General features: G+C 37.3%; 21 protein-coding genes. 10 read left to right on the top strand and 11 right to left on the bottom strand.

Annotated features, from left to right (window positions below):
- Positions 1 to 192: 192 nt before the first annotated feature.
- Positions 193 to 1398: an MFS transporter gene (locus AC27VX_RS05800; RefSeq protein WP_236858826.1), complete on the bottom strand. Its 1206-nt coding sequence runs from the start codon at positions 1396 to 1398 to the stop codon at positions 193 to 195.
- Positions 1399 to 1400: 2 nt separating this feature from the next.
- On the bottom strand, positions 1401 to 2237 hold the full coding sequence (locus AC27VX_RS05795; protein ID WP_300689345.1) for an oxidoreductase: 837 nt from the start codon (positions 2235 to 2237) through the stop codon (positions 1401 to 1403).
- A 364-nt stretch (positions 2238 to 2601) separates the two neighbouring features.
- Between AC27VX_RS05795 and AC27VX_RS05790 the strand changes: the two genes are divergently transcribed.
- Both AC27VX_RS05790 and AC27VX_RS05785 read left to right on the top strand, forming a co-directional pair.
- On the top strand, positions 2602 to 3531 hold the full coding sequence (locus AC27VX_RS05790; RefSeq protein WP_236858824.1) for a helix-turn-helix domain-containing protein: 930 nt from the start codon (positions 2602 to 2604) through the stop codon (positions 3529 to 3531).
- 113 nt (positions 3532 to 3644) lie between these two features.
- On the top strand, positions 3645 to 4583 hold the full coding sequence (locus tag AC27VX_RS05785) for an alpha/beta hydrolase (RefSeq protein WP_236858823.1): 939 nt from the start codon (positions 3645 to 3647) through the stop codon (positions 4581 to 4583).
- A gap of 125 nt (positions 4584 to 4708) precedes the next feature.
- Here the strand turns inward: AC27VX_RS05785 and arr are convergent, their stop codons facing one another.
- The 3 genes from arr to AC27VX_RS05770 form a co-directional block, all read right to left on the bottom strand.
- Positions 4709 to 5113, bottom strand: coding sequence for an NAD(+)--rifampin ADP-ribosyltransferase (arr, locus tag AC27VX_RS05780; RefSeq protein ID WP_410681152.1), 405 nt, complete (start codon positions 5111 to 5113; stop codon positions 4709 to 4711).
- 393 nt (positions 5114 to 5506) lie between these two features.
- Positions 5507 to 6205 (bottom strand): LytR/AlgR family response regulator transcription factor, encoded by a 699-nt coding sequence (locus AC27VX_RS05775; protein ID WP_488694349.1) that lies wholly within the window; start codon positions 6203 to 6205, stop codon positions 5507 to 5509.
- Positions 6202 to 7869, bottom strand: coding sequence for a histidine kinase (locus AC27VX_RS05770; protein WP_488694347.1), 1668 nt, complete (start codon positions 7867 to 7869; stop codon positions 6202 to 6204). Before AC27VX_RS05770 ends, AC27VX_RS05775 begins: the two co-directional genes overlap by 4 nt.
- A gap of 110 nt (positions 7870 to 7979) precedes the next feature.
- On the opposite strand from AC27VX_RS05770, the gene AC27VX_RS05765 reads away from it, so the two are divergent.
- Positions 7980 to 10355 (top strand): TonB-dependent receptor, encoded by a 2376-nt coding sequence (locus tag AC27VX_RS05765; RefSeq protein WP_488694345.1) that lies wholly within the window; start codon positions 7980 to 7982, stop codon positions 10353 to 10355.
- On the opposite strand, the gene AC27VX_RS05760 is transcribed toward AC27VX_RS05765, so the two are convergent.
- Positions 10333 to 11418 (bottom strand): hypothetical protein, encoded by a 1086-nt coding sequence (locus AC27VX_RS05760; protein ID WP_488694343.1) that lies wholly within the window; start codon positions 11416 to 11418, stop codon positions 10333 to 10335. The genes AC27VX_RS05765 and AC27VX_RS05760 overlap by 23 nt on opposite strands.
- Positions 11419 to 11770: 352 nt before the next feature.
- On the opposite strand from AC27VX_RS05760, the gene AC27VX_RS05755 reads away from it, so the two are divergent.
- From AC27VX_RS05755 to AC27VX_RS05735, 5 genes are all read left to right on the top strand, one after another.
- Entirely contained in the window at positions 11771 to 12799 is a 1029-nt protein-coding gene (locus AC27VX_RS05755; protein ID WP_236858817.1) for a rod shape-determining protein, read from the top strand.
- Positions 12800 to 13238: 439 nt separating this feature from the next.
- Positions 13239 to 13736, top strand: coding sequence for a hypothetical protein (locus AC27VX_RS05750; protein WP_236858816.1), 498 nt, complete (start codon positions 13239 to 13241; stop codon positions 13734 to 13736).
- Complete coding sequence (locus AC27VX_RS05745) at positions 13733 to 14572, top strand: helix-turn-helix domain-containing protein (protein WP_236858815.1); 840 nt, start codon at positions 13733 to 13735, stop codon at positions 14570 to 14572. The genes AC27VX_RS05750 and AC27VX_RS05745 overlap by 4 nt, the downstream gene beginning before the upstream one ends.
- On the top strand, positions 14569 to 15018 hold the full coding sequence (locus tag AC27VX_RS05740; RefSeq protein WP_236858814.1) for a nuclear transport factor 2 family protein: 450 nt from the start codon (positions 14569 to 14571) through the stop codon (positions 15016 to 15018). The genes AC27VX_RS05745 and AC27VX_RS05740 overlap by 4 nt, the downstream gene beginning before the upstream one ends.
- Before the next feature lie 110 nt (positions 15019 to 15128).
- On the top strand, positions 15129 to 16544 hold the full coding sequence (locus AC27VX_RS05735) for an aldehyde dehydrogenase family protein (protein WP_300689359.1): 1416 nt from the start codon (positions 15129 to 15131) through the stop codon (positions 16542 to 16544).
- Between the two features lie 132 nt (positions 16545 to 16676).
- Here AC27VX_RS05735 and AC27VX_RS05730 read toward each other — a convergent pair whose 3' ends face one another.
- The 5 genes from AC27VX_RS05730 to AC27VX_RS05710 all read right to left on the bottom strand — a co-directional run bounded on the left by AC27VX_RS05730 (position 16677) and on the right by AC27VX_RS05710 (position 22061).
- Complete coding sequence (locus tag AC27VX_RS05730; protein WP_488694340.1) at positions 16677 to 17198, bottom strand: GNAT family N-acetyltransferase; 522 nt, start codon at positions 17196 to 17198, stop codon at positions 16677 to 16679.
- Between the two features lie 711 nt (positions 17199 to 17909).
- On the bottom strand, positions 17910 to 18362 hold the full coding sequence (locus tag AC27VX_RS05725) for a hypothetical protein (RefSeq protein ID WP_488694338.1): 453 nt from the start codon (positions 18360 to 18362) through the stop codon (positions 17910 to 17912).
- Positions 18334 to 19476 carry a JAB-like toxin 1 domain-containing protein gene (locus AC27VX_RS05720; protein WP_488694336.1) on the bottom strand — a complete coding sequence of 381 codons (1143 nt, stop codon included), beginning with the start codon at positions 19474 to 19476 and terminating at the stop codon, positions 18334 to 18336. The genes AC27VX_RS05725 and AC27VX_RS05720 overlap by 29 nt, the downstream gene beginning before the upstream one ends.
- Positions 19477 to 19485: 9 nt before the next feature.
- Positions 19486 to 20595 (bottom strand): hypothetical protein, encoded by a 1110-nt coding sequence (locus tag AC27VX_RS05715; RefSeq protein ID WP_488694334.1) that lies wholly within the window; start codon positions 20593 to 20595, stop codon positions 19486 to 19488.
- A complete protein-coding gene (locus tag AC27VX_RS05710; protein ID WP_488694332.1) occupies positions 20595 to 22061 on the bottom strand; it encodes a hypothetical protein in 1467 nt (488 codons plus the stop codon). The genes AC27VX_RS05715 and AC27VX_RS05710 overlap by 1 nt, the downstream gene beginning before the upstream one ends.
- Before the next feature lie 428 nt (positions 22062 to 22489).
- On the opposite strand from AC27VX_RS05710, the gene AC27VX_RS05705 reads away from it, so the two are divergent.
- Both AC27VX_RS05705 and AC27VX_RS05700 read left to right on the top strand, forming a co-directional pair.
- Positions 22490 to 22843 (top strand): ISAon1 family transposase N-terminal region protein, encoded by a 354-nt coding sequence (locus AC27VX_RS05705; RefSeq protein ID WP_236855726.1) that lies wholly within the window; start codon positions 22490 to 22492, stop codon positions 22841 to 22843.
- A 27-nt stretch (positions 22844 to 22870) separates the two neighbouring features.
- On the top strand, positions 22871 to 23398 hold a 528-nt coding region (locus AC27VX_RS05700), incomplete at its 3' end, for an ISAon1 family transposase (protein WP_488694876.1).

The raw sequence follows: 23398 nt of genomic DNA, 5'->3' as shown, positions 1-23398 counted from the left end.
CGGGTGATAATCAAAGTTTTCACAGGCCATGGCACTTCCCGAAAATAAATAAAAGTATAAAAAAATCAAATTCCCCATAAAACTACTCTGTTAATTTTATTGGGGCATTTAAGCATGAGCCAGACAAAGGAATTATTCAAGCAATAGAACAATTATCTCATTATTGAATCACATTATTTATTCAAATTCTCTTTAGTGGGCCAATTGCTCAGGACTTAAGTAAGACTCCTCACGTTCGGCGTTGCTACTCTCTTGATATATTCCTCTTACTCTGGGATGAACAAAAGTTAAAGCAAATGCAGACAACAAAAATGCTACACTCATCCATATAATGTTATGAACACCCGTAGATTTAATTACCCAGCCCCCGGCAACGGTTCCAAAAGTTACCCCCAAATTAAAAAAAGACGGGACAAAGCTATTCGTAAATTCCAATGTTTCTCTAGGTATTTTGTATGCACCACGAGTATTTCCAATAAGAAATCCGGATGTATGTACAAATCCCCAGATAAAAATAATAACTGTCATTGGGATAAAAAAGGTCCCGAAGAAATAAGCCAAAATTTCCACCAGAATAAGAGCAACAGGAAAATAGCGAAATCCTAAGCGTACATTTTTGCTAACCATTTTGCCTACGATCCAATTGCCAAAGATACCGGCTATCCCGAACAGCAGTAACATTAAACTTACCTCCGTCCCGTTCATATGGGTAATTTTGGTAAAGTAATCGGCAAGGTAACTATAGGTAGCAAACATCCCTGCTATTTTCAGCAGGATATAAAGATAATTTATCCATACAAATGGCTCCTTCAATATGGCCAGGTTTTGGGTGTTGCCTTTCGTTCTTTCAACCGGAGTAGACGGTACTACTACAAGTAAACTCAGAAAAGCAATAATATTAACAATTCCAGAGATGATAAAGGATGCCTTCCAATTAAATAAATCAGCAAAATAAGTGGTTAACGGCACCCCTATCACCGTTGAAATACTAAGACCCATCATGACAATAGATATAGCTTTAGGAGCGTCTTTAGGAGCTACCTGCTTCATACCCAATGTAAGCGCTATGGCCCAAAAAGCAGGATAAAAAATCGCAGGTATTATTCTGGAGATTAATAAAACTGTAAAGTTTGACGCTAATGCAGACATGACGTTGGAAATCACAAAAGTAGCGAGTACAAGAAGTAACATTGTTTTTCTGTTTATATTTTTGGTGAGCGCTGTGATGAAAGGACCACAAAGCGCCACTGTAAGTGCAAACCCGCTCATCAGCCAGCCTGCTGTATCAATAGAAACATTAAAAGTCTTGGCCAGAGCCGGCAATATTCCAATGACACAAAATTCACTTGTGGCTACGCCAAATACACCAAGTGAGAGTGCATATATTGTTTTATTCATTTTTAATTTATAAAATCTGTTGAAAAGGTAATTTCTTTAAAACGTTCAAATTCTTCATTCAGCTGATGAATCTTCGTTTGAACCCTTTTATAGGCATCGGTTCCTAAAAGCAGGCGTAATGGAGGCTGTTCCATTTCTGTAATCTTCACAATTGCTTCCACCGCTTTTTCCGGATTACCAGGTTGTTTGCCATTATTGCCGAGAAAAATATTTTTATATTTCCCCGCTGTAGAAGCATAATCCGAGATTTCATTTTTTGCGATCCCCAGAGAGCTTCCTAAAAAATTGGTACGAAATGCACCAGGTTCTATCAATGTAACCTTGATTCCCAATCCTTCAACATCAAGTTTTAAAGCCTCAGTTAATCCCTCAACAGCATACTTACTCGCATTATAAATACCAAATCCGGAAGAACTTACGAGGCCGGAAGCAGAAGAAAAATTGATTATATGACCACTTCTCTCCTGACGCATAAAAGGAAGAACATACCGCAGCAGGTTAAAAGTTCCCATTACATTCACTACAAAAACCTTTTCAATTTCTGATGAAGAAGCTTCTTCAACAGCTCCGAGGAAGCCATAACCGGCATTGTTTATTAAAACATCAATTTTTCCATGTTTTGTAATAATCATATTCACTGCGGCCTCTACTTCACTCTCTTTGGTAATATCCAAACTGATCACTGTAAGATTATTATTTTCCAAAATAGAGGGCTCAAATTGATTACGATCCCTTGTGGTTGCAATTACAATCTGATCTTTTGCTAAAAGGTATTTCACTGTTAACAATCCCAATCCTTGTGAGGCTCCTGTAATAAGCCATGTTTTTTGATTTTTCATATTTTTTGTATTATTTAAATTAATATTCCGTTTTAGGGTCGTTACTTTATCTTCAAATTGATAGGTCAAAATTAGGCAGTTTAAGATTCCTGAACCTTATTGAAAAAGTAATATGACTTATGAATATCAAACTGCAGTATCTGTTTCCGAAAGCTCAAAAATATTTTTCACCTTATCTTATAAGTGAGTTATATAATAGGAATAACAGTCATACTTATATTCTAAGGTGTATTGAAACAATCAGTTGTTGCATTGCAATTTTAATGGGAATCAATCCATTTGATTTTCATAAAATATAAGAGGTTATTCATAAAAAACTACAGCCGACAATTTTCTAACTTTGTAATTATTAAAATTATAGGTCATGGCACAGTCTTCTGAAAATAAAAAAATAGATCTGTTAAAAAATATGGGTGATATTTTACCTGTATTTCATGAGTCTTTTAATAATAGCAACATACAGGTAGTAAGCCGAAAAGATGATCCCTGCAAAAATTATCTCTCCCCAAATCGCAGAGATTTTTATAAGATCCTTTATTTCTCAAAAGGCTTAAGTGTACTGACCATTGGCGTGAATACCTATTATCTGGATAATCCGACAATTGTTTTTCTGCACCCCAATGAGATCGTGTCGTGGAAAAATCTAGACGAAGGTGCTGAGGGATACTTTGTTCTGTTCAAAAAGAAATTTATTGACTCAAAGCCCATACTAAAACTGGCTATGGAACACTATGAGCTCTTCTCAAAATCTGAAAAAAATGTTATTCAGTTGAAAAATGATCATATTCCGTTATTTGACCACTGGCTTGAAGAAATGATGGGCGAAATGAAAACAAAGGACACCTTTACCGAAGAAAGACTTCAGACCTATATACAGATGGTTATGATTGAAGGTGTAAAGGTAGGCAACTTTCCTGCTCCAGGCATGGTATCTGAAGAGTACAGGCAGGTCCATGACTTCTTTCAGCTATTAGAAGATGAGACTTCGCAGATTAATGTCAACCATCCTATCAAGATTAAAACAGCGAAAGAATTTGCTCATTCGCTGTCTATACATCCCAATCAACTGAACACACTGCTCAAAAGACATACAGGCCAGAATGTGAGTACCCATATTAAAACACGGCTTTTGGAAGAAACAAAAGCGATGCTCATACAGACCGATCTGACGCTACAGGAGATTGGGTACAGTATAGGTTTTGCCGATCAACCCAATTTCACCCAGTTTTTCAAAAAAAATATAGGGCTTTCTCCCCTGGCCTTTAGGAAAAATTACCAACAGGCAGCTCGGTAAAATCCTTATAATGAAAAATTTTATTTCATACTGAAAAATAGGTTGGCTATACCATCTGTTTAGCACCATTATTGAAGGATATTATACCGACCATCATTAATAGTCTTTATCACATGAAACCTTATATTATCATTCTTGCATTACTGTTTTCTACAGCTGCTTCTTTAGAAGCTCAGAATTCCGGAAACCGATTCCAGCAAATCGGTTCACCGAAACAAATTGATTTATGGCCTGGATCTATGCCAGACGATCAGCGTGCCATAAGACCGGATGAAATAATAAGTAACAAAGGATCTGTCACCAATGTTTCTACCCCAAGGCTCATCGCACACTATCCGGCACACCCTAACGGAACTGCAGTTCTCATTATCAGTGGCGGCGGATATGCTCATATTGAAACAGGTAAAGAAAGTACCCCAACAGCCAACTGGCTTCAATCAGAAGGGGTGACAGCATTTGAATTAATTTACCGCCTTCCACTGGAAAACTGGAAGACAACCAATGTTCCTTTTGAAGATGCACAAAGGGCCATGCGGGTTATTCGAAGCCAGGCTAAGAAACTCCATATCAAAACAATAGGCATAGTAGGCTTTTCGGCGGGAGGACATTTGGCAGGTATCATTGCAACAGAACCGGACAAACGCTTCTATCAACCTGTTGATGACATCGATTCTTTATCTGCAAAGCCTGATTTTGCCGCGTTGATTTACCCCGTAATTTCTATGCTGCCTCCTAATAACAAAACCCATGCAAAAAGAAGCATCCTTGGAGATCATCCTACTCAGCAGCAAGAGGCTGCATTTTCTGTAGAAAGACTAGTTACCACAAACACTCCTCCTACGTTTCTTGCCCATGCTACAGATGACCCTATTTCACCGGTAGCTAATAGTTATTTGATGGATGAAGCCCTTAAAAAAAACAATGTACCTGAAGAAATGCATATTTTCCCTACAGGAGGGCACGGCTGGGGGCTTGGAAAAAAAGGAAGTTCAGAATCTGAATGGCCAAACCTTTTTAAAGACTGGGCCAGCAATAATGGCTTCTGGAAATAAGTATAACAATCAAATGAATGCCTCTTGCTCTTGCTTTAGGTATTAATTATAAAATTCCTTTCTGCCATAAGAAGAGCATTTTGTCTTTGAGTCCTTTAAATTCTCTAATTTGAAAACATTAAAAATCAGTTTATAATCTCTCCTTTACCATCTTCTAATTTTTCACGAAACTTCTGAAGCTCTCCGGAATCGGGTTTAACCCAATCTGTAGTTTCTCCAACAATTTTTAATGGCATCTGTGAACGATAAGAACGGGTAGGATTGCCAGGAAATTTTTTATCCGTCAGGTTCGGATCATTTTCATAGCTTCCAGTTGGTTCTACAATATATACTCGCTCGCTGCCATCACCTTTAGCTAATGCAGCAGCAAGCCCTGCCCCATTAACCAGTGCTGTAAAATAAATATGATTCATTCTGAATTCAGATTTATAGTTAGAATCACCGCCTGCCATCAGCAGATCTCCTTTCTGCAAATCTGCTTTAGTACCATGGTAGAAAGGACCTTTGTCTGTAGGATTCCCGTTAGACAAAGCCGCCAACTCAGTATATTCTTGGGCTTTTTCCGGGTTAGACAGCTCTTCACAGCATTGGGCAATTTTAGAATAAAGGCCTGGAAAAGCACTGTTAACGGAATCATCATTTATTCTTAAAGCCAGCTCCAGGGCTATTTGCAGCCATTTTAACTGATCAGCGGGCATTTTCTGATGCCTGGATATATAATAAGCGGCAAGAAATTTTTCAAGTTCATTTTCTGCTTCATTCCAACCCTGCATAAATAGTTTCTCTGCTTCTGCAGGTTTGCCTGCTGCTTCCAGACTCATTCCCTGAAGACAAAGTTTAACAACGCTATTGAATGGTGAAAATTCCATGTTTTTATTATTTTATTTGTTTTATTATTATTCGGAATAACTAACCACAAAAGATCATACTATTCTATTTTTCAAATCTTTGTATCTTGACCGCCCTACAGGCAGTATTTCACCGCTTTTAAGCAATACACTATAGCGTGTTCCGGTGTTCACAAGCATCTTTTCGACTTGTATAAAGTTGACTAAATAAGATTTATGAACCCTTTCAAATTGGTCAGGGAGAAGCTGGTGCAGTAATTCAAGAGACTTATCATGCAATTCAGTCCGTCCATTATTAAGATGAAGCTCGGTATAGATCCCGGCACCTTTTATATAAATTACTTCTGCAATATTGATGAGCCGTACCTGTCCGGCCTTCTTTACAGCCAGATATTTAATATCCTCCTCAACCTTTAAAGCAGGGCTCACAAAACGGGTCAAAGCTTTAAAAAACCTTTCCTGATCGAAAGGTTTAGGAACAAAATCAAGTACTCCATAAGCAAAGGCTGTGATTGCTTTATCAATATTGGCTGAAACAATAATGGTATGAAAAGAAGACGCCACCATATGTTCCAGTATTTCAAATCCATTATCCCCATTGAGGTTAAGATCCAGTAAGAGAAGATCCGGAATACGGTCTGCAATCTGATCAAGACCTTTCTGCAAAGAATCACAAATTCTGATCTCAACAGATGTACTGGCAAAAAAATCAGTAGTCATACGTTCGAGGCGGCGGGCAATTCTGGCCTCATCTTCTATAATCAGTATATTCATTGTTTTAAAATATAAATTGTAGATATCCACCCTCCTTCAGCAGCCACTGAATCGAATGTCCATTTCTGGCCGTAGCTTTCAGTAAGCCTTGCTTTTATATATTTAAAACCATTTCCTCCGGACCGGTTTGTCACTGCCTTCCGGTTTTTGGCAAATGTTTCAAAGGTATATTGATTTCCCTTTTTTCCTAAAGCATAAGAAAGCACAAATTTCACGGTATTTCCCGCCAAAGGTTCGCTGTGGGTTATGCCATTCTCCAGTAAAGTATGGATAATAGCCGGAGGTATAAGCTGTTTCTCGTCTATTCCAATCTCCTCCCACTGATAATTAATTTCCTTCCGAAAACCCATTATAGATATATGCTGCCTGCAAAGCTCAAGTTCTTTCGTGATGGGAATCAGAGTTTGTTCGGAAATCTCGTTCATGATATCAAATTCTGCAGCCAGTGCCTGTATGAAGCGGGAGCCTTCCCTGGGAGATTCTTCTACCCAGTCCATCATAGAAGTCAGCGTATTTCTTAAAAAATGAGGCTGAATATTCTTTTTAAGCAGCTCCAGCTGCAGTCTTGAAGAAAGCAGCACCGCATTCTGATGTTCCGCTTCAATGACACTAGCACGAATGGAATGAAGATAAAGCATACTCAGTACAATTACTGTAAAACTGATAAACAAGCCATAGTCATACAAAACAAATTTATTAATCAAAGCACTGATCAAAAGAGCTGCTAAAGCAATAAATCCTCCTTTTTCTTTTTGGACAATACCATTAAGGACTACAATGAAAGCAGCAATCAGCATTGCCAAACTATACAGGCGGGCGGTAAGATCGTAAGAGCCATAATGAATGATATAAAGCAAGATAAGTGATATGAGCAGTACTGCCATCAGCCATCTTCCTTTTTTAAAATTAAACTGAATGATGAAATATAAAGGAACCAGCAATGCATTGGCAAAGGTTAGCCAACCTACCATCTCAAGGCGAACAAAGAAATCAGGATAGGGAATAAAAACATGAAACTTAAGATATTCAATGATCAGTAAAGCACAAAAGAGAAAACATACAGAACCGAAGATAAGGATATCCCATTGTCTGCGTTTGCTGTTCAGATAAAGAAAAAAATAATACACTGCTGCGATGAGGAAAGCTCCGGCCATCAGGTTCATATATGACATGGTCACCAAAGGCCTTGTCAATAAAGCAGTGTAACTGTTCATCTTAAAGCTTATAGATCGCTGCACATCCGGAAGAAATGACTGTGACGAGCGTAGAGCGACTGTATGAAAGCCCGGACTGGCGAGATGATCGGGAATCCTGTAATAGCTGCTCTCCGTACCCGGAATTTCCGGTTTCCCCTGTTGAGGAAGATGCCCGTTCCTGCCGATAAGCTCCCCATCCCAATACACCTCGAAAGAGCCAAACGATTGAATCTGAAGCCCCAAAGGTTTCAACTGGTTTTCTACCTGACGTATTTCAAAATGTGTTCTGGACCAAAATATCCTGTCTGAGGTATTCCCTCTAGTCTGAGACCAGTCTTTATCATCAAAGTCTTTAGCTGCCCATTCTTTATTATCCCCCGTCTTGTAGACAGGTACCGGTTCTTCAGTACGGATAATCGGTTTAACCAGTACAGTGAGTAAAGTTAATAAGAATAACAGGTTGTGCATGATGTAAATATACAAGGTAATTTCCAAAAATTCATGACCATTCAGAAGCACATAGAGCCGTTCAGAAGTTTTCGTCAGCGGGAGCCTTACCTCTCCTCTAACTTTACATCATGAAACTATTAGCAACCATCCTCCTGATTATGATCACTGCTCCGTTTTCTTTTGCACAAAATGGTCAGATAAGCGGTATTATTCATGAAAACCAGACTACTGCTGTACCTTATGTAACAGTTACATTAAAGGGTAATACAGAAACTCCCGTTGCAGCCGGAATTTCGGATAACAAAGGCATATTCCGGCTTGAAAACATTCCCGAAGGACATTACACAATCAGCTATCATCTGATCGGGTTTCAGGCGATCACCCGGCCTGTCCAGGTAAAACCTGATGAGGTGATACATCTCGGAACCATAATTTTAGAACCTGATACAAAACTTCTGCAGGAAGTATCTGTAACAGCACAGCGTTCATCCGTCAGCCTAAAGCTTGACAAAAAAGTTTTTGAAGTGGGTAAAGATGTTCTCTCACAATCAGGTGCTGTCACAGATTTACTCAATATTGTTCCTTCCGTCAGTGTCAGCCCTGGCGGGACGATAAGCCTGCGTGGTAACAGCAGTGTATTGGTACTTGTGGATGGGCGGCGTACAGGATTGACACAAAGTAATGCACTGGAACAGCTTCCTGCAGATCAGGTAGAACGTGTAGAAGTGATTACCAATCCTTCCTCCCGTTTTGATGCAGCCGGTTCAGCAGGGATTATCAATATCATTCTTAAAAAGAATAAAAAGGCTGGTTTCAGTGGACAATTAAGGCTGGTTGGCGGTATTCCCAATGAGACCCGTATAAGTCCAAGTTTAAATTATAAATCCAATAAAATCAACCTGTTTGCTACTTATGGCATCCGGCTGTCAGATTATGTTGGCTTATATACCATGCAGCAATCAACCGGACTTTCCGGCACACCGGTTTACCTGAATCAACGTCAGGATGAAGACCGTCATGATGACGCAAGACTATTGTATCTTGGAGCGGACTTCAAAATCAATGACCATAACACAATTACTACTGCCTTTATGCGAAACTCAACCAATGACCATGATAAAACACAACTCAACTATCTCTATTCAGGAAAAAAAGGCATTATTGACAGCAGTCTCAGCAGAAAAGGTGAATCATGGGAAAAACGAAGCTATAACCAACTTGAATTTAACTATACCAGAACATTCGAAAAGCCGGGTAAAAAATTTACGGTAGATATGCAGTACGATTTCTGGGACAGTGACAAAGACTGGAACTTATCAACCGCTAAAATATTACCATCTGCAATGAATCTGCCAATGATAAGGACAGGTTCTTTCGGAAAAAGTAAAGACCTGATGATTAAGACTGATATGATACAGCCGTTAGACAGCACGTCTACTCTTGAATTTGGTTTAAAAATGGAAGACCGCAGGGTAAACAGTGATTTTATTGCACAGCAGGAAAATCCGGGAGGCTGGGAAATCATTGATCAGATAGACAACCATCTTTTATATAAAGAACTGATTGGAAGTGCTTATATACAGTTTTCCGGCAAAAGAGGAGCTTTCAGCTATCAGGCCGGACTGCGTGGTGAGCTTACCCATATTGGTATTGAAGACCGTACAGGCAGCTACACCAATCAGAAAGATTATAACCGCCTCTTCCCCACTTTAAACCTCAGTTATCATTTTAATGCCACAACGAATCTGCAGGCCAGCTACAGCAAACGTATCAACAGGCCAAGGCTGGGTATGCTTTACCCATTTAATGAACTTACAGATCTCAGTACCCGTTACATAGGAAACCCGGATCTTAACCCCTCTTATGCCAATGTATTTGAAATTGCATTCCTTAAAAACTGGAAAACACTTACGTTCAATCCTTCTCTTTATTATCAGCGGAACAGCGGGGTTATTGAAGATTATACTTTCCGGGACGCCAAAGGTTTATTTATCACCATGCCGGTCAACATCAATAGAGAAACACGTACCGGCTTTGAACTCTCTCTGCTTTATAATCCCTTTAAGTGGCTTCAGGCCAATGCTGAACTTAATGTATTTCATTATAAGGAACAGGGCAGCTACCAACATCAAAACTTTGATTATTCAGCCAATACATTTACGGCACGTGTAAGTTCCCAGTTAAAATTAAAGAATAAGCTTTCTTTTCAGGCGGTCTACAATTTCAGAGGACCCAATGCGACCGCCCAAACCCGTGCAGCCGCCGTCCACGGTATTGATTTCGGAGGCAGCAAAACTTTTCTGAAAGATAAAGCAACCCTTACCCTGGATGTAAGCAACCTGTTTGGGCTCCGAAAGTTTAACAGCAGAACCATTGGATCTGATTATGAAATTAATCAAACCAGTATTCCCAATGCTGCCCGGTATCGCCTTACATTGGTATACCGGTTTAATCAGAAAGATAATCAGTCGGTACGACAGGCTAAAAGCGGTAACAGAGATTAGTGTGAACTTCTACAGGGACTATATTTCCAGGGTCGAAAGAAATGTTCATCTTTTCAAATTTTATTTCAAAATGTGGATTATCAATAAACCTTGACTTATATTCAGCAATTAGCTTTTTAGATTTCTCTTCTCTATTTATCTCCTCCACGGTGATTGCTGAGCCGTTATAATGTCCGGATATTTTATTAACGGAACTTTTCAGATCCGCGGGAATAATAATGCTTTTAATAAATAAATCTGTCAGGTCAGTTTTTGCTGTAACTTTTTTGTTCCAGTCCCGGTCTTTCTGGTATAGCAGATAACCATAAACGGGAGTTGTATGATAGGCAAATGATCTTACAAAAGTGGAATTTTTTAAAAAACCATCTATTCCCTTCCGGAAAAAAACAATGGTCTCCGCTTTATTTCTGCCACTAGCTATGATCCCTGTAAATTCAGCGAGACCTTCATTCAATTCTAATAAATTTTCAGTTTCTGCTGAATTGGTATAAAGTATATTTCGGTATTTTCTAAAGGTAAGTGCATGAGTAAGATGCTGCATTTCTTTTTCCGAAGATGACTGAAGTGCTTTCTTCAATGCTTCTGCTTCCAGACGCAGATAGATTCTTCCCTCTTTAAGGTCAAGGTGGTTATTCTCAACATTGTTAAGCACAAATCCTAATGAAGGCTGAATACGGTGAAATGACTCATGAGCAAGCAGATTAATTCGGTCGGCTTTATTCTTAGGAAGCGGAAGCATAATCATGGCCCATCTTTTACCGCTCCAGCCGACTGCCGTATTAGCAATATTCACATTGTCAGGTAAAATTCCTGTATAGATATTCCCATTGGGTTTCAACTGAGCTCCAGTGTCCGGTTCATCTGCAAACAGGGTTCTTGTTTTCGGATCAACTAAAATCATAGGACCGTATAAATCTTGATTCCAAAGTCCGGTGTTCTTTTTTGATGCCATTTTAATCTCATCAAAAAAAATAGAAATACTGTCACTGGAAATTTGTTGTTTTTGTCCTTTTGCGCTATAGACAGACCAAAAGAGCAAGGTTATAAAAACGGTTTTTCTCATTATTGTAAAAATTGAACAGCTTTTAGGCCTCTAATATAATAAATTAGCGAGCAAAGTATGGTATTCTGGTTTCCTTCAGACAAACAAACTGTTCATATATTCATTGTTTTTATAAATCAGATAGACCTTAACGTGACAATAGTAATAAGCTGTTATTGTATTTTTTACATGGTGGTGCTAAAAAATTTTTAAAAGACAAACTCATGAAAGACAATACTCGATCTGACGATTATTAAACGGCTACAATTGTCTCAGAAGAATAATTAACACAACTTTAACTTCTGCCCGAAGTCTGCCGGCAGGTATATCAATACATAAAGCGTATTTTAGCAGTCTATAAAAGAATGAATAGATGGGATTATTTGATATGTTTACACAAGAGATTGCAATGGATCTAGGAACGGCTAACACTCTGATCATACATAATAACAAAATCGTCATTGACCAGCCTTCTATTGTCGCTATTGACCGATCTACCGGAAAGCCCATTGCAGTTGGAGAACAAGCCAAACTTATGCAGGGGAAAACTCATGAAAACATCAAAACGATACGTCCATTAAAAGATGGGGTCATTGCCGATTTTCATGCTTCCGAACACATGATTAAAGAATTTATCAAACAGATACCTGGAATCAGAGGTAGATTTATTCAGCCTGCTCTCAGAATTGTAATATGTATTCCTTCAGGAATTACTGAAGTTGAAAAAAGAGCTGTTAAAGATTCTGCACTGAAAGTGAATGCCAAGGAAGTAAAGCTAATCTATGAGCCCATGGCTGCCGCTATTGGAGCGGGTATAGATGTTCAGAACCCTGAAGGAAATATGATTATTGACATAGGAGGCGGAACTACTGAAATAGCAGTGATTGCACTTGGCGGTATCGTTTGTGATAAGTCTCTGAAAATAGCTGGCGATGTGTTTACAAATGACATTGCTTATTTTCTGAGATCACACTATAATCTATATATTGGAGAAAGAACCGCTGAAAGAATAAAAATTGAAATAGGTTCTGCCCTGGAGGAACTTGATTATCCTTTAGAAGATATTCCGGTTCAGGGAAGAGATCTGATCACAGGGAAGCCAAAAGAAATCATGGTCAATTACAAGGAGATTTTTAAAGCTCTGGATAAATCGATTATGAGGATTGAAGATGCTGTTTTGGAAACACTTTCTCTTACTCCTCCAGAGCTTGCAGCGGATATCTATAAAACAGGTATTTATCTTGCCGGAGGCGGTGCTCTGCTGAATGGGCTTGCTGACAGAATACACAGAAAAACAGGACTCCCTGTATGCGTTGCTGAAGATCCTTTAAGAGCTGTTGTTCGTGGAACGGGCATCGCACTTAAAAATATAAATAAGTTCAGATTTCTTACAACGAGTTAATTTCCGATAATAAATAGAAATTATTTCCGATTAAGTAAAAACGATTAAACTTCACCAACTACGACCAAGTCAATGGAGCAAAAAATGCTTCATTGACTTATCTTTATGCTCTCATCCTTAGCTGGAAATAAACTTGGTATTTCGGAACTGCCTTTTATCTTTTCAGCCCGCGAAATTTAACTACGGACTTTATTACATCATTTAAGTCTATACTGTAATATGGCTCACCTAGACCTGAAATATCAATATCTCCAGATTGATTTATTTTTTATTCCCTATATTTATGCTACCAGAATGATATCAATTTGTTTTACCACTGATAAAGTATTTTCTGACCAATTTTGAGCTGTACAGTAAATAATTTTTGAGCTGTAAAGCAAATGATTTAACTCTTAAAAGGTTGACCTTTGTTTTATAAAATTTAAAATAATTAATCAAGATGGACGTCTTAAAATTAAGTACAGATTGGGCTCATTCCGAAGTATTTTCAGCCAAAATAGCGGCATTGATCGGCTTGTTTTTTTTTATGGCATCAATTGGTTTTTGGCAATTGGGCAAAACCGTCATGGCCAATGCATTTGTATGGCCTTTATTAATTGCAGGTGGTTTAATATTTACTGTAAGTGCAGGCTTGTATTTTACCAATAAGCCACGCATCTCACAATTTGAAAAAGCATATAAACATGATACACAGGCATTCGTAAAAACCGAAATAGAGCGAACTTCAAAATCACAAAAGGAACTTGCGCTTGTTTTTAAGATTCTACCCTGTATTATCATTGCTGCTGCTTTATTAATCATGTTTGCCAATACCCCAATGTGGAGAGCAACAGGAATAACCACTATAGCACTGATGATTGTTTTGTTATTGATAGATAGTAATACCAATGCCAGAAATACAGCATACCATCAGGCACTAAAAACAATCACACGATGAATGAAAGTATATTGCCTGTAACACAATTTCTTGAGGACAGCTTTGTATACTCCTGTTCATTTGACAAACAACGTGGACACGAACAATTTGTACCTCATCACACATTAGCTTTTCAGTTTTCGGGAGAAACGCATATACAGCTGTCCAAAGGCACATTAGTACTTCGTGAAAACCAAATGTTACTAGCGAGAGGAAACCAACTGACAAAATCCACAAAAATTCCGGGTAAAGACAAAGAATACAAAAGTATGTCGATACTGCTTACCGATGCTGTATTACGACAGTTCGCCGCTAATAATCCATCAGGCAGCAAGAAGATATACTCTGGAGAAAACAATATACTGCTAAAACCAGATGCGCTTATGGAAGGCTATTTCCACTCCCTGCTTCCCTATATTGAACAGTCAAAAGGCATCAGTAGGAAACTGACCGAAATAAAAATAGATGAGGCAATTGAATTGCTGCTTAATTTAAGTCCGGATCTCAAAAATTTTCTTTTTGATTTCACAGAACCTTTTAAAATAGATCTTGAAAAATTCATGTTGCAGAACTACCACTTCAACGTTCCGATAGAAAATTTCGCCAGACTTACCGGAAGGAGTCTTGCAGGCTTTAAACGGGATTTTGAGAAAGCTTTTCAGACCTCTCCACGCAAATGGCTTCAGGAGAAACGTCTTGAAGAAGCCTATAGGATTATTCATATGGAAAATAAGAAGCCCGCAGATATCTATATTGATCTGGGATTTGAGAATCTGTCACATTTCTACACCTGTTTCAAAAAGAAATACGGGACCACCCCTGCCGAAAGTTTAACAATCAAAAAAATAACAAAATGAATTACGATCAAAAAATTCTGGAAGCGGAAGATCGACTGGCCATTCGTGAACTGGTAGACCGCTACGCCTATTGCGCGGATACAAGAGATGCAAAAGGACAAATGGCCCTTTTTACGAACGATACAAATTTTGAGGTCTATTACGACCCTAAAGCAGATAGCCCCTCAGAAGTATATACTGGCAGACCGTCTCTATTTCCTGTCTTTGACAATCTGAACTCGTATTCTGCTACGATGCACTTTAACGGGCAGAGTACAATTTTATCTCTAAACGAAAATACTGCGACAGGAATTACCTACTGTATTGCTCATCATCAGACCTTTGAGAATAATATCCAGAAATTAATGGTAGCTTATATCCGTTACAAAGACCGGTTTGTAAAGCAGGATGAAAAATGGTTTTTTGCAGAACGCAAATTGCTCGTTGATATTATTGAAAACAGGTAATCAATAAATTTTTTCGTAAGTGAGCTTTACAGCAAATCATCTTTGAACCATAGGCGAAATAGTATCCACGACAGATTTATGATTTTTGTATAAATTAAAATTACAAAAAAATGAAAGTAATTAATAAAATTTATATCAATGGTGAATTTATAACGCCTAATGGTACTGAAATTCTGGAATTGATCAATCCTACAAGTGGTCAGAAAATGGCAGAGGTAACACTCGCTGATAAGGTTGACACTCAAAATGCAATTCATGCTGCAAGGATGGCGTTCAAAACCTTTTCAAAAAGCACAAAGGATGAACGTATCACTCTTCTGGAAAAAATACGCTCAGTAATCATCAAACGCCAAAAAGACTTAACCGATGTGATGGTTGAAGAATATGGCGGAACCTATCAGTTTTGCTCAATGGTTTCTCAATTCGCCATTGACGATTTTACAGCGATGATCGAAACATTGAAAAATTTTGATTTCGAACGTACTATAGGTCACTCAAAACTTCGTCTACAGCCTAAGGGGGTTGTCGGTATTATTATACCCTGGAACATGAGCAATGGATTTATCTGTACCAAATTATCAACAGCTATTGCAGCAGGCTGTACAGCCGTTGTAAAACCCAGTGAAATGAGTGCCCAGCAAACACAGATCATAGCCGAATGTTTTCATGAGGCAGGTCTTCCAAAGGGTATTGTTAACTTTGTAACCGGAATGGGTGATGTGGTGGGTGCTGAAATCACCCGCAATCCGGGAATTGATAAAATTGCATTTACCGGTTCTACAGCCGTAGGAAAAATTATCGCTAAAGGAGCCGTTGATACCATGAAAAGGGTAACATTGGAATTAGGTGGAAAGTCGCCGAATATCATTTTAGATGATGTTGATTTAGAAACAGCAATACCCACCGCTATAATGGGTGCTTTCCTGAATAGTGGACAAGCCTGTGCAGCTGCTACCCGCTTATTGGTTCCCTATGATAAATTAGAACAGGTAAATGTAATTGCAAAAAACACAGTTGAGAAAACAAAAGTTGGTGACCCAAAAAATGAAGATACAGGTATAGGTCCTATGGTAAGTAAAAAACAGTTTGAACGGGTACAGGAATATATTAAAATCGGACTGGAAGAAGGCGCAACGTTATTGGTTGGCGGCCCCGGAAAACCAGAAGGGCTTGAAGCCGGAAATTTCGTAAAGGCAACGGTTTTCACCAATGTAAAAAACAGCATGCGTATCGCTCAGGAAGAGATTTTCGGGCCGGTATTAAGTATTATACCTTATAAAGATGAAGAAGATGCTATAGCTATTGCCAATGACACAGCTTATGGGTTATGTGCCTATGTCAGTTCTTCAGATCAAGAGAGAGCCTATCGGGTAGCTGCCGAGATTGATGCAGGAAGAGTCTGCATTAATGGTATTCTGCACGATTCCAAAGCACCGTTCGGCGGTTTCAAACAGTCTGGTATTGGAAGAGAATATGGTGAATTCGGACTGGAAGAATATCTTGAACCTAAAGCCATTTTGGAATAATATCCGCAGCGCGCCTGCTCTATTGGTATGCGAATGCAAAAAACCAATAAAAACTGCGGTTGACATCATTCAATCGCAGTTTTTATTCGAACCAAAAATAATTTTTTGGAAAGTATGCTATTCAGAAAAATGCTACATCCAAACGTCTAATTCAAAAAGGCAGCAATTTCTTTCATTTTGATAATGAGCCGGTAGTTGTTCTGTATCAGTAAGTTTGACCATACCTAAAAAATTGAATCCGGCCGATGTGTAGTGTTCTATTAACTTTATATTATTTCCCAATGTGTCAAGGCGGACAAACCGTTTTCCTTCTTGTTTTGCATATTCCCTGGACCATTTTACTATTTCATCGATATATCTGTTACCTCGCAATTCAGGATTTGTACAAATTCGATGTATATAAATGCTGTCGTTTTTGTCTTTGATTCCCCAAATTTCCTTATCCTCAAATGTGATCGTCCAATTGCAGGCTATTGTACCATCAAAAGTTATTTTCCATTGTCGATTTTCATTGATTTCCTTTTTAAGAAACGCATCTTCAAAGTAAGGCCAAACTACCATTTCCCTTTCCGTCTGGAGCTCCCTTGCCGCTTGATAGAGTTTCATAATATCAGTTACATCAGATAGCGAACAGTTTTTGATTTTTATATTCATATAATTTTTTTGCAATTTCTAAATTATTCATATCGGATAAAATCCGAATCTTGTTATTATTTAAAGTTTCCCTTCGGGGACCATCGGATCAGGTGCAAAAGTTATAGGGCAGCAAGGATTATCTTAAGCGATCACGAACTTCTTAAATTATACTTCCAAAATTTCTAGTTGAACACTTTGATATCCTCAAAGCAGATATTTATTTTCAAGAAAAAAGCTGTATTCATGATGAATTACAAGATAGATTATTAGAGTCCAAAGGTTTTCTTTCTGAAATTATTGTAGATGATGACCCATTAAGAGGTAAAATTGTCAAATTTCAATATGGATTCTTTGAGGAGCTGTTGAAATTTACCCGTATATTCCCAAATTACGAAGCTGTTATTACAAAAAGAAATTCTTTATAAGCCGCAGAACAAGCACACCTCTTTTATAAGGTTTTAACAAAGAGAAATTCTCTCCAGTTTTAGAGGAAATTTTTGTTTCTCTATATACGCAGCAACATAAGTGCTTTATTTTACACAATTAAATATTGATTTACAACTACTTGCAAAAAACAAAAAAAGACAGATTGAAATCTTAGTAAGCTTTGACCCTTTTTAAAAAGGAAATTTAATGCTATTTTATACAAATCATCTTGGTAAATCAGATTTTTGTCTATGATTTTCTTTGCAATTCCAAACGACAATGTAGAAATTGATAGATTTTCATTTATTCTGGTACATTATGTCTTTCTACATTTTTAACCTTACCATTTTTGATGAGAATATTTACAAAATAAGATTCTCCAAGTATAGGAAAATAGTCTTCACTTCTAAAATAGTTTAGGTTATTACATGGCTTTAAAGTTTCTTTTTTGAAATAATCATTGTAAATATTTTTCTCAATTAAAACTACTTTATTGTTGGTTTTCTTTAGATAATACTTATCTTTCTCATAGTCTGGTAGTCCATAAGTAATACCAACAATAGAATCACCTCCTTTGAAATCATTGTATAGATAAATAACATTTTTACTTTTCGTCTTAGATGTTTTATCAATCATGATATTAGTTTCTACAGTAATAACATTTTTTACTTCTTCCTTGTAGTCTGTGTTACAAGAAAAAATAAGTAATAAAAATACAATGACCAACCTATTTAACTTCAAATTTATATGAGTCATAAATTATAGTTTTTTTTGAATTAGGAACAACTATATTAAAATAATCTGGAACCCTGCCATTATAAAAGTCTTTTTCAAATAGCATTTTGTGAGCTCTATCACCCTCCAATGGAGAGCCATATCCATTAAACCCCGATGGAACAAGTGTTCCTCCTGGGTGTAAATGTGTAAATTCAGTCATCTTCATGTTTTTATTTTTCAAAATTAGCCATGGTAAATAACCTCCAACACCATCTTGATTTTTTTTAAATTCGGTTGATAAAGAAAATATTTCTTTACCTCCTTCTTTCACATTTTTATAACCAGCTAAGGTAAATTCATTAGCAACATTATCCTTAATAAAATTAAAGAAATTTTTCATTGATTTTTTATCATCAGAAATATATACAGTCGATTCTGTTACTCTACTATCATCTCCCTCACGAACGGTTGACTTCCCTTCCAATCTTTTATCAATGATATCTTTGTTTACAGTTACGGATGTACTTTCATCTTCATTAAATATTCGATGAACACCATTCTTTTCATCACTATCAGTTGCTTTCATAAACTCTAATTTTCCACTTTTCAATAGCTTAAAATCATCTGTTGGAGTTCTCCCATCAGGGTCAATAAATCTCAACGGATTATTCATAGCATAGTTATATGGAGACCACCTTCTGAACTCTTCACTCAAAGGGTCTGGTGAAAACCATCTACCTGCTGTATCCAAATAAGGCTGTGCATCTGGGTCACTCAAATCTATTTCTCTGAACTCTATTATCTCCTTGGTTTTTCGATTGTATTTTACAGAACCAATATTAACAACAGCATTCATATCATGGAATTCTAAGTATTTCCCTTTGCTCAGTGTGGCAATTTTAGGATAATAACCACGGTCTTTAAAAGGATTTCCAATAGCTATATTTCTCCTTCTTCTTTCAGCTTCTTCAGGAGTAATGGAATCTCTGGTTTTCAAAACCTCATCCATATAGGGTCTGTTTCTCTCTTCTTTAGTTAGTTTAACAGAATTTACCCATTTCTTTTCAGCTTTTGGCTTAGCTTGGGGGTTCTTGACCTGAGCTTGTGTAATTCCTGCCAGAAGTACAAAGCCAGTAAGTATAATTCTTTTCATTGTCATTTGTTATTTCGTAAAGTTATTCATTAATTTTTTATTCTCATATTTATCTCTCTCAGTTCTAAGAGAAACAAGCCAATCCAAATACATTTCTTCTGGCATCTGCCTGTAGCCTATGTCATAAATATGCCCATATTCCTGTGTCATAAGCACCATGAGTTCTTTAGCCTTTGGGTCTTGTTGGACTTTTTTAATGTTTTCAGGATTAGTGGAACTCAAATTTTGTTTATCCATCAGTTTTTCAAACTGTGCTTTGTGTGTTTCAGCTTTCAGTATTAAAGCTTTAGCAAAATTGGGATAAATTTCTAATGCTCTGTTTACAGCCTTTAATACAAAACCTCCATCATTATCAGGAAAGTTTCTGTTGTATGCCTGTGCTAAATCAAATAGACATAAAGCAAGGCTTTCTTTGTTGTTCAGGGCTTTCATAAATACCCCATTTTTGATAGCATTTAAATGAATGAACCCCGAAGCCATTAACCATGAATCCTGTGGAAATATCCCACTTGTAAGCTCTGTATTATACCATCCATCAGATTTAATTTGATGTTTGATGTAAACGTGATTTGGTGCTAATGCCAGATTAGCTTCAACTCCCAATTCTTCTGCCAATATCTTATATAAGTAAGGCATAGAATTACAGTTCCCTTTTTTGGTAGCCAAAAGTTTAGATACAAACAAATTGGTAATATCTTTATGTCCAAATACATCTTCAAAATCATAGCTAAAAGGTTTGTATTGGATTACTGTATCCTTAATAGTAATTGGCAGCGTCTGGCACATAATGGAATATACTGCTGCATACTTGCTTACCTTGTCCTTGTCTGACAATTTATAGGTTAAATCCCTGCTCTGAACAATAGCATTAGCAAAGCCCTTTAAAAAGGTTATTTCTCGATTCAACTTATCTGTATCTAACTTACCTTGATAGTAAGCATTTTCCACACTAAAAACAGCCTCTTTGAAGCTGTATTGCTGTTTATCATTCAGCATGTTGTCTAATGTCTGGTAGGCTTCGTTATAAAACTGGTTGTTTTGTGCCTTAGCTGTTCCAGCACTCAGCCATAAAAATAGTAGAGTTAGGAATAAAGTTCTATATGGTAAATGTCTTTTCATTATAAATGTTTTGGGTCTATTGGGAAATACTGAGCTTTCTCGTTAGACTGTTGAGATTCTTTTTTCTTTTGTTCCTGAGCTTTTCTCAAAACTTCCTGCTGTTTCTGCTTTTGCTTTTCAGCATTAATCAGTTTCATTCTTTCAGCAAGAGCTTCACTTTTCTGGCTGTTGGCTTCACCTTTCATATTTCCTAACCACTCTTCATAAGCACCCTCAGGCATCGGGACATAACCCAAATTGTCAATATTGCTGAACTGGGCTCTAGTCTCTTGTAATAGAGCTAATGCTCTCGGATAAAACCTAATGTTTTGCAGTTCCTCAGGGTTTTCAAGGTCTTTAATTCCTAATTGATTGGCTACATAAGTCAACCTTGCCTGTTGGTACATGGATTTAAGTTGATTGGCATAAATGTTATTGGGTGAGTATTCAAGTGCCTTATCCAAAGTTTTTCCTACAAACTCATCCATACCATACTTGTGGGTATAACCATTGGCTAAATCTGTATAGAACTGGGCTAACAATTCTTTTTTACTTAAGCTTTTCATGTAAATGTCATTCTGTAAAGCTTCTGATTTTATATAACCTGATTCCAGAATTAATGAATTGGCTGTAAAAATGCCATTGGTAAGCTCTGCATTTTGCCATTCTCCCTCTTCATCCAGAAACTTGATATAAGTATGATTAGGAGCATAAGCTAAAGAGGCTTCTGTGTTCATTTCTTCTGCCAGCATCAGATATAATAAAGGCATTGAATGGCACTGTCCTGAACCAGTTTTCAGCAGTTTGGAAACAAACATCTTGGAATGGTCTTTTTGCCCCATATAATCCTCAAAATCATATTTGTAGGCTTTATGTTGAACTCCTCCCAACTTCATGTCTTTAGAGAAGTATTCAAATATCATTAGATTTTTATCTGTGTTACTTTCTATATCCTGTTTTCTTTCTTTCATTTTCTGCAAAAGTTGCTTTGCAGTTTTCTGAATTCCAGATTTAAATTGATTAAAATTTTGTTTATTCCCGTAAAAGGCATTCTCCACAATGAAATTAGCTTCACTTATGGAGTAATTGTCAGTATTGAGTGAGGCTAATTTATTGTAAGCATCATAATAGGACTGAGTTCCTGCTTTTCCTGAAAATGGAGGTAAGTTATAGTAAGAATCCTCTAAGGCTTGTTGTTTGTTGTACTCTTCCTGTTTACTTCTGGCTTCCTGCTCCTGAGCTACTTTCTTAAAATCTTCCTGAACCATTCTCATATTCTGCTGCTCTATCTGTGAACTTTTTTGATTGTATAATCCACCATGAGGAAAAGAGGGAGCAACAGACCTTGCTGCACTTCCGTAATTTGGATTTGAAAAGTTACCCAGATTGCTTGGTGCAGAGGCTTGGGAAGTAGGGAAATTTGGAATCTGCCCCAATCCTGAAATACTTATACACAGCAAAGGCAAAACCTTTAATTTTTTCATCATAAATACTCTTATATTGTGTTTGTTAGAGGTTCGTAAACTTATGAAATTTCATTGAACTGTGAAAGTTACACTTTGTTTAAAACATTCATAACGTTCATTTAATCAAATCCATATGTAGAGAACGACAAAACGTATCACATTAAAATTTGATTTAAAGTTATTACGAAAATTATATGTTGAGAACTCTGGTTTTATCCAGAATGTGAAAACCCGTTTTTATGTATCGTGTAAGTACCTATATAGAAAACAAGCCCCTCCGTTGCTTTAGTTTTGGTAGTGCCCCCTCTTTTTGAAATCAGGATTATCTCTATTTATCTGAAAAAAGATAAAATATTTTTAGTTTGGGGATTTTTCGAGAGATACAGCAGTCAGTTTTGGGATCAGTCTCAAAAGTTGGGGGGAATGTTTAGTGGTTGTATCTTTGTCTTATGCTAAGCGATTACGACCTTCTTAAATTCTTACTTCCAGAATTTCTAGTTGAACACTTTGATATCCTCAAAGCAGAAGAATATTCTGGTGAACTTCATATTTATTTTGAAGAAAAAAGCAGTATTCCCGAGGAATTTAAAGAAAGACTGCTGGAATCAAAAGGCTTTTTACCTGAAATTATTGTAGATGATTACCCATTAAGGGGTAAAATCGTAAAGCTTCACGTGAAAAGAAGAAGATGGACCGATAAGTCTTCAGGAGAAATCCTTCAAAGAAACTGGCAGGTTGTAGCTAAAGGAACGCGCATGACAAATGAATTTGCCGTCTTCTTAAAAAAAATTAGCAGACACTAAAGCTCTTCCTCTCAAAGTTATAGCAGAATTTTTGGTATCAAGGGTAAAACCTTCCAGAGACAATACAAGAATAAACTCAGCGAATATTATAGCTGGGAACAAAAACCTCACGCAGAAGACTGGATCATTTATCCTGAAAATCTCTCAGCATCCCTATCCTTAGACGAAGTTGCTTTATCTGATGGAGAACTGTATACCGTTCTTACCTCCAAAAGAGCCAAAGGGAGAAAAGGAAGTATTGTTGCAATTATAAAAGGGACTCAGAGTGATTTTGTCATCGCGCATCTTTTAAAAATCAGCAGGAGACTTCGTATGAAGGTAAAGGAAATAACTTTGGATATGGCGGGCTCCATGAAGCGTATTGCTAAAAGATGCTTTCCTAATGCAGTACAGGTGATCGACCGCTTTCATGTTCAAAAGCTAGCTCTGGAAGCCCTTCAGGAAATCAGGATCAAACATCGTTGGGAAGCCCTTGAAATGGAAAATAAGACTCTTGAAGAAGCCTCTGAAGAGCAAATTTTAAAGACAGAAGTATTTGAAAATGGAGATTCCCGA

This window comes from Chryseobacterium sp. 14P4.3.2, assembly GCF_057799275.1.
The sequence above is the reverse complement of the archived record's forward strand: the minus strand, read 5'-3'. Positions and strand labels throughout refer to the sequence as shown.

Excerpts from the sequence above, each read along its gene's own strand:
- AC27VX_RS05800 (WP_236858826.1), bottom strand. The coding sequence starts at position 1,398 with ATGAATAAAACAATATATGCACTCTCACTTGGTGTATTTGGCGTAGCC.
- AC27VX_RS05795 (WP_300689345.1), bottom strand. The coding sequence starts at position 2,237 with ATGAAAAATCAAAAAACATGGCTTATTACAGGAGCCTCACAAGGATTG.
- AC27VX_RS05790 (WP_236858824.1), top strand. The coding sequence starts at position 2,602 with ATGGCACAGTCTTCTGAAAATAAAAAAATAGATCTGTTAAAAAATATG.
- AC27VX_RS05785 (WP_236858823.1), top strand. The coding sequence starts at position 3,645 with ATGAAACCTTATATTATCATTCTTGCATTACTGTTTTCTACAGCTGCT.
- AC27VX_RS05775 (WP_488694349.1), bottom strand. The coding sequence starts at position 6,205 with ATGAATATACTGATTATAGAAGATGAGGCCAGAATTGCCCGCCGCCTC.
- AC27VX_RS05770 (WP_488694347.1), bottom strand. The coding sequence starts at position 7,869 with ATGCACAACCTGTTATTCTTATTAACTTTACTCACTGTACTGGTTAAA.
- AC27VX_RS05765 (WP_488694345.1), top strand. The coding sequence starts at position 7,980 with ATGAAACTATTAGCAACCATCCTCCTGATTATGATCACTGCTCCGTTT.
- AC27VX_RS05760 (WP_488694343.1), bottom strand. The coding sequence starts at position 11,418 with ATGAGAAAAACCGTTTTTATAACCTTGCTCTTTTGGTCTGTCTATAGC.
- AC27VX_RS05755 (WP_236858817.1), top strand. The coding sequence starts at position 11,771 with ATGGGATTATTTGATATGTTTACACAAGAGATTGCAATGGATCTAGGA.
- AC27VX_RS05750 (WP_236858816.1), top strand. The coding sequence starts at position 13,239 with ATGGACGTCTTAAAATTAAGTACAGATTGGGCTCATTCCGAAGTATTT.
- AC27VX_RS05745 (WP_236858815.1), top strand. The coding sequence starts at position 13,733 with ATGAATGAAAGTATATTGCCTGTAACACAATTTCTTGAGGACAGCTTT.
- AC27VX_RS05740 (WP_236858814.1), top strand. The coding sequence starts at position 14,569 with ATGAATTACGATCAAAAAATTCTGGAAGCGGAAGATCGACTGGCCATT.
- AC27VX_RS05735 (WP_300689359.1), top strand. The coding sequence starts at position 15,129 with ATGAAAGTAATTAATAAAATTTATATCAATGGTGAATTTATAACGCCT.
- AC27VX_RS05730 (WP_488694340.1), bottom strand. The coding sequence starts at position 17,198 with ATGAATATAAAAATCAAAAACTGTTCGCTATCTGATGTAACTGATATT.
- AC27VX_RS05725 (WP_488694338.1), bottom strand. The coding sequence starts at position 18,362 with ATGACTCATATAAATTTGAAGTTAAATAGGTTGGTCATTGTATTTTTA.
- AC27VX_RS05720 (WP_488694336.1), bottom strand. The coding sequence starts at position 19,476 with ATGAAAAGAATTATACTTACTGGCTTTGTACTTCTGGCAGGAATTACA.
- AC27VX_RS05715 (WP_488694334.1), bottom strand. The coding sequence starts at position 20,595 with ATGAAAAGACATTTACCATATAGAACTTTATTCCTAACTCTACTATTT.
- AC27VX_RS05710 (WP_488694332.1), bottom strand. The coding sequence starts at position 22,061 with ATGATGAAAAAATTAAAGGTTTTGCCTTTGCTGTGTATAAGTATTTCA.
- AC27VX_RS05705 (WP_236855726.1), top strand. The coding sequence starts at position 22,490 with ATGCTAAGCGATTACGACCTTCTTAAATTCTTACTTCCAGAATTTCTA.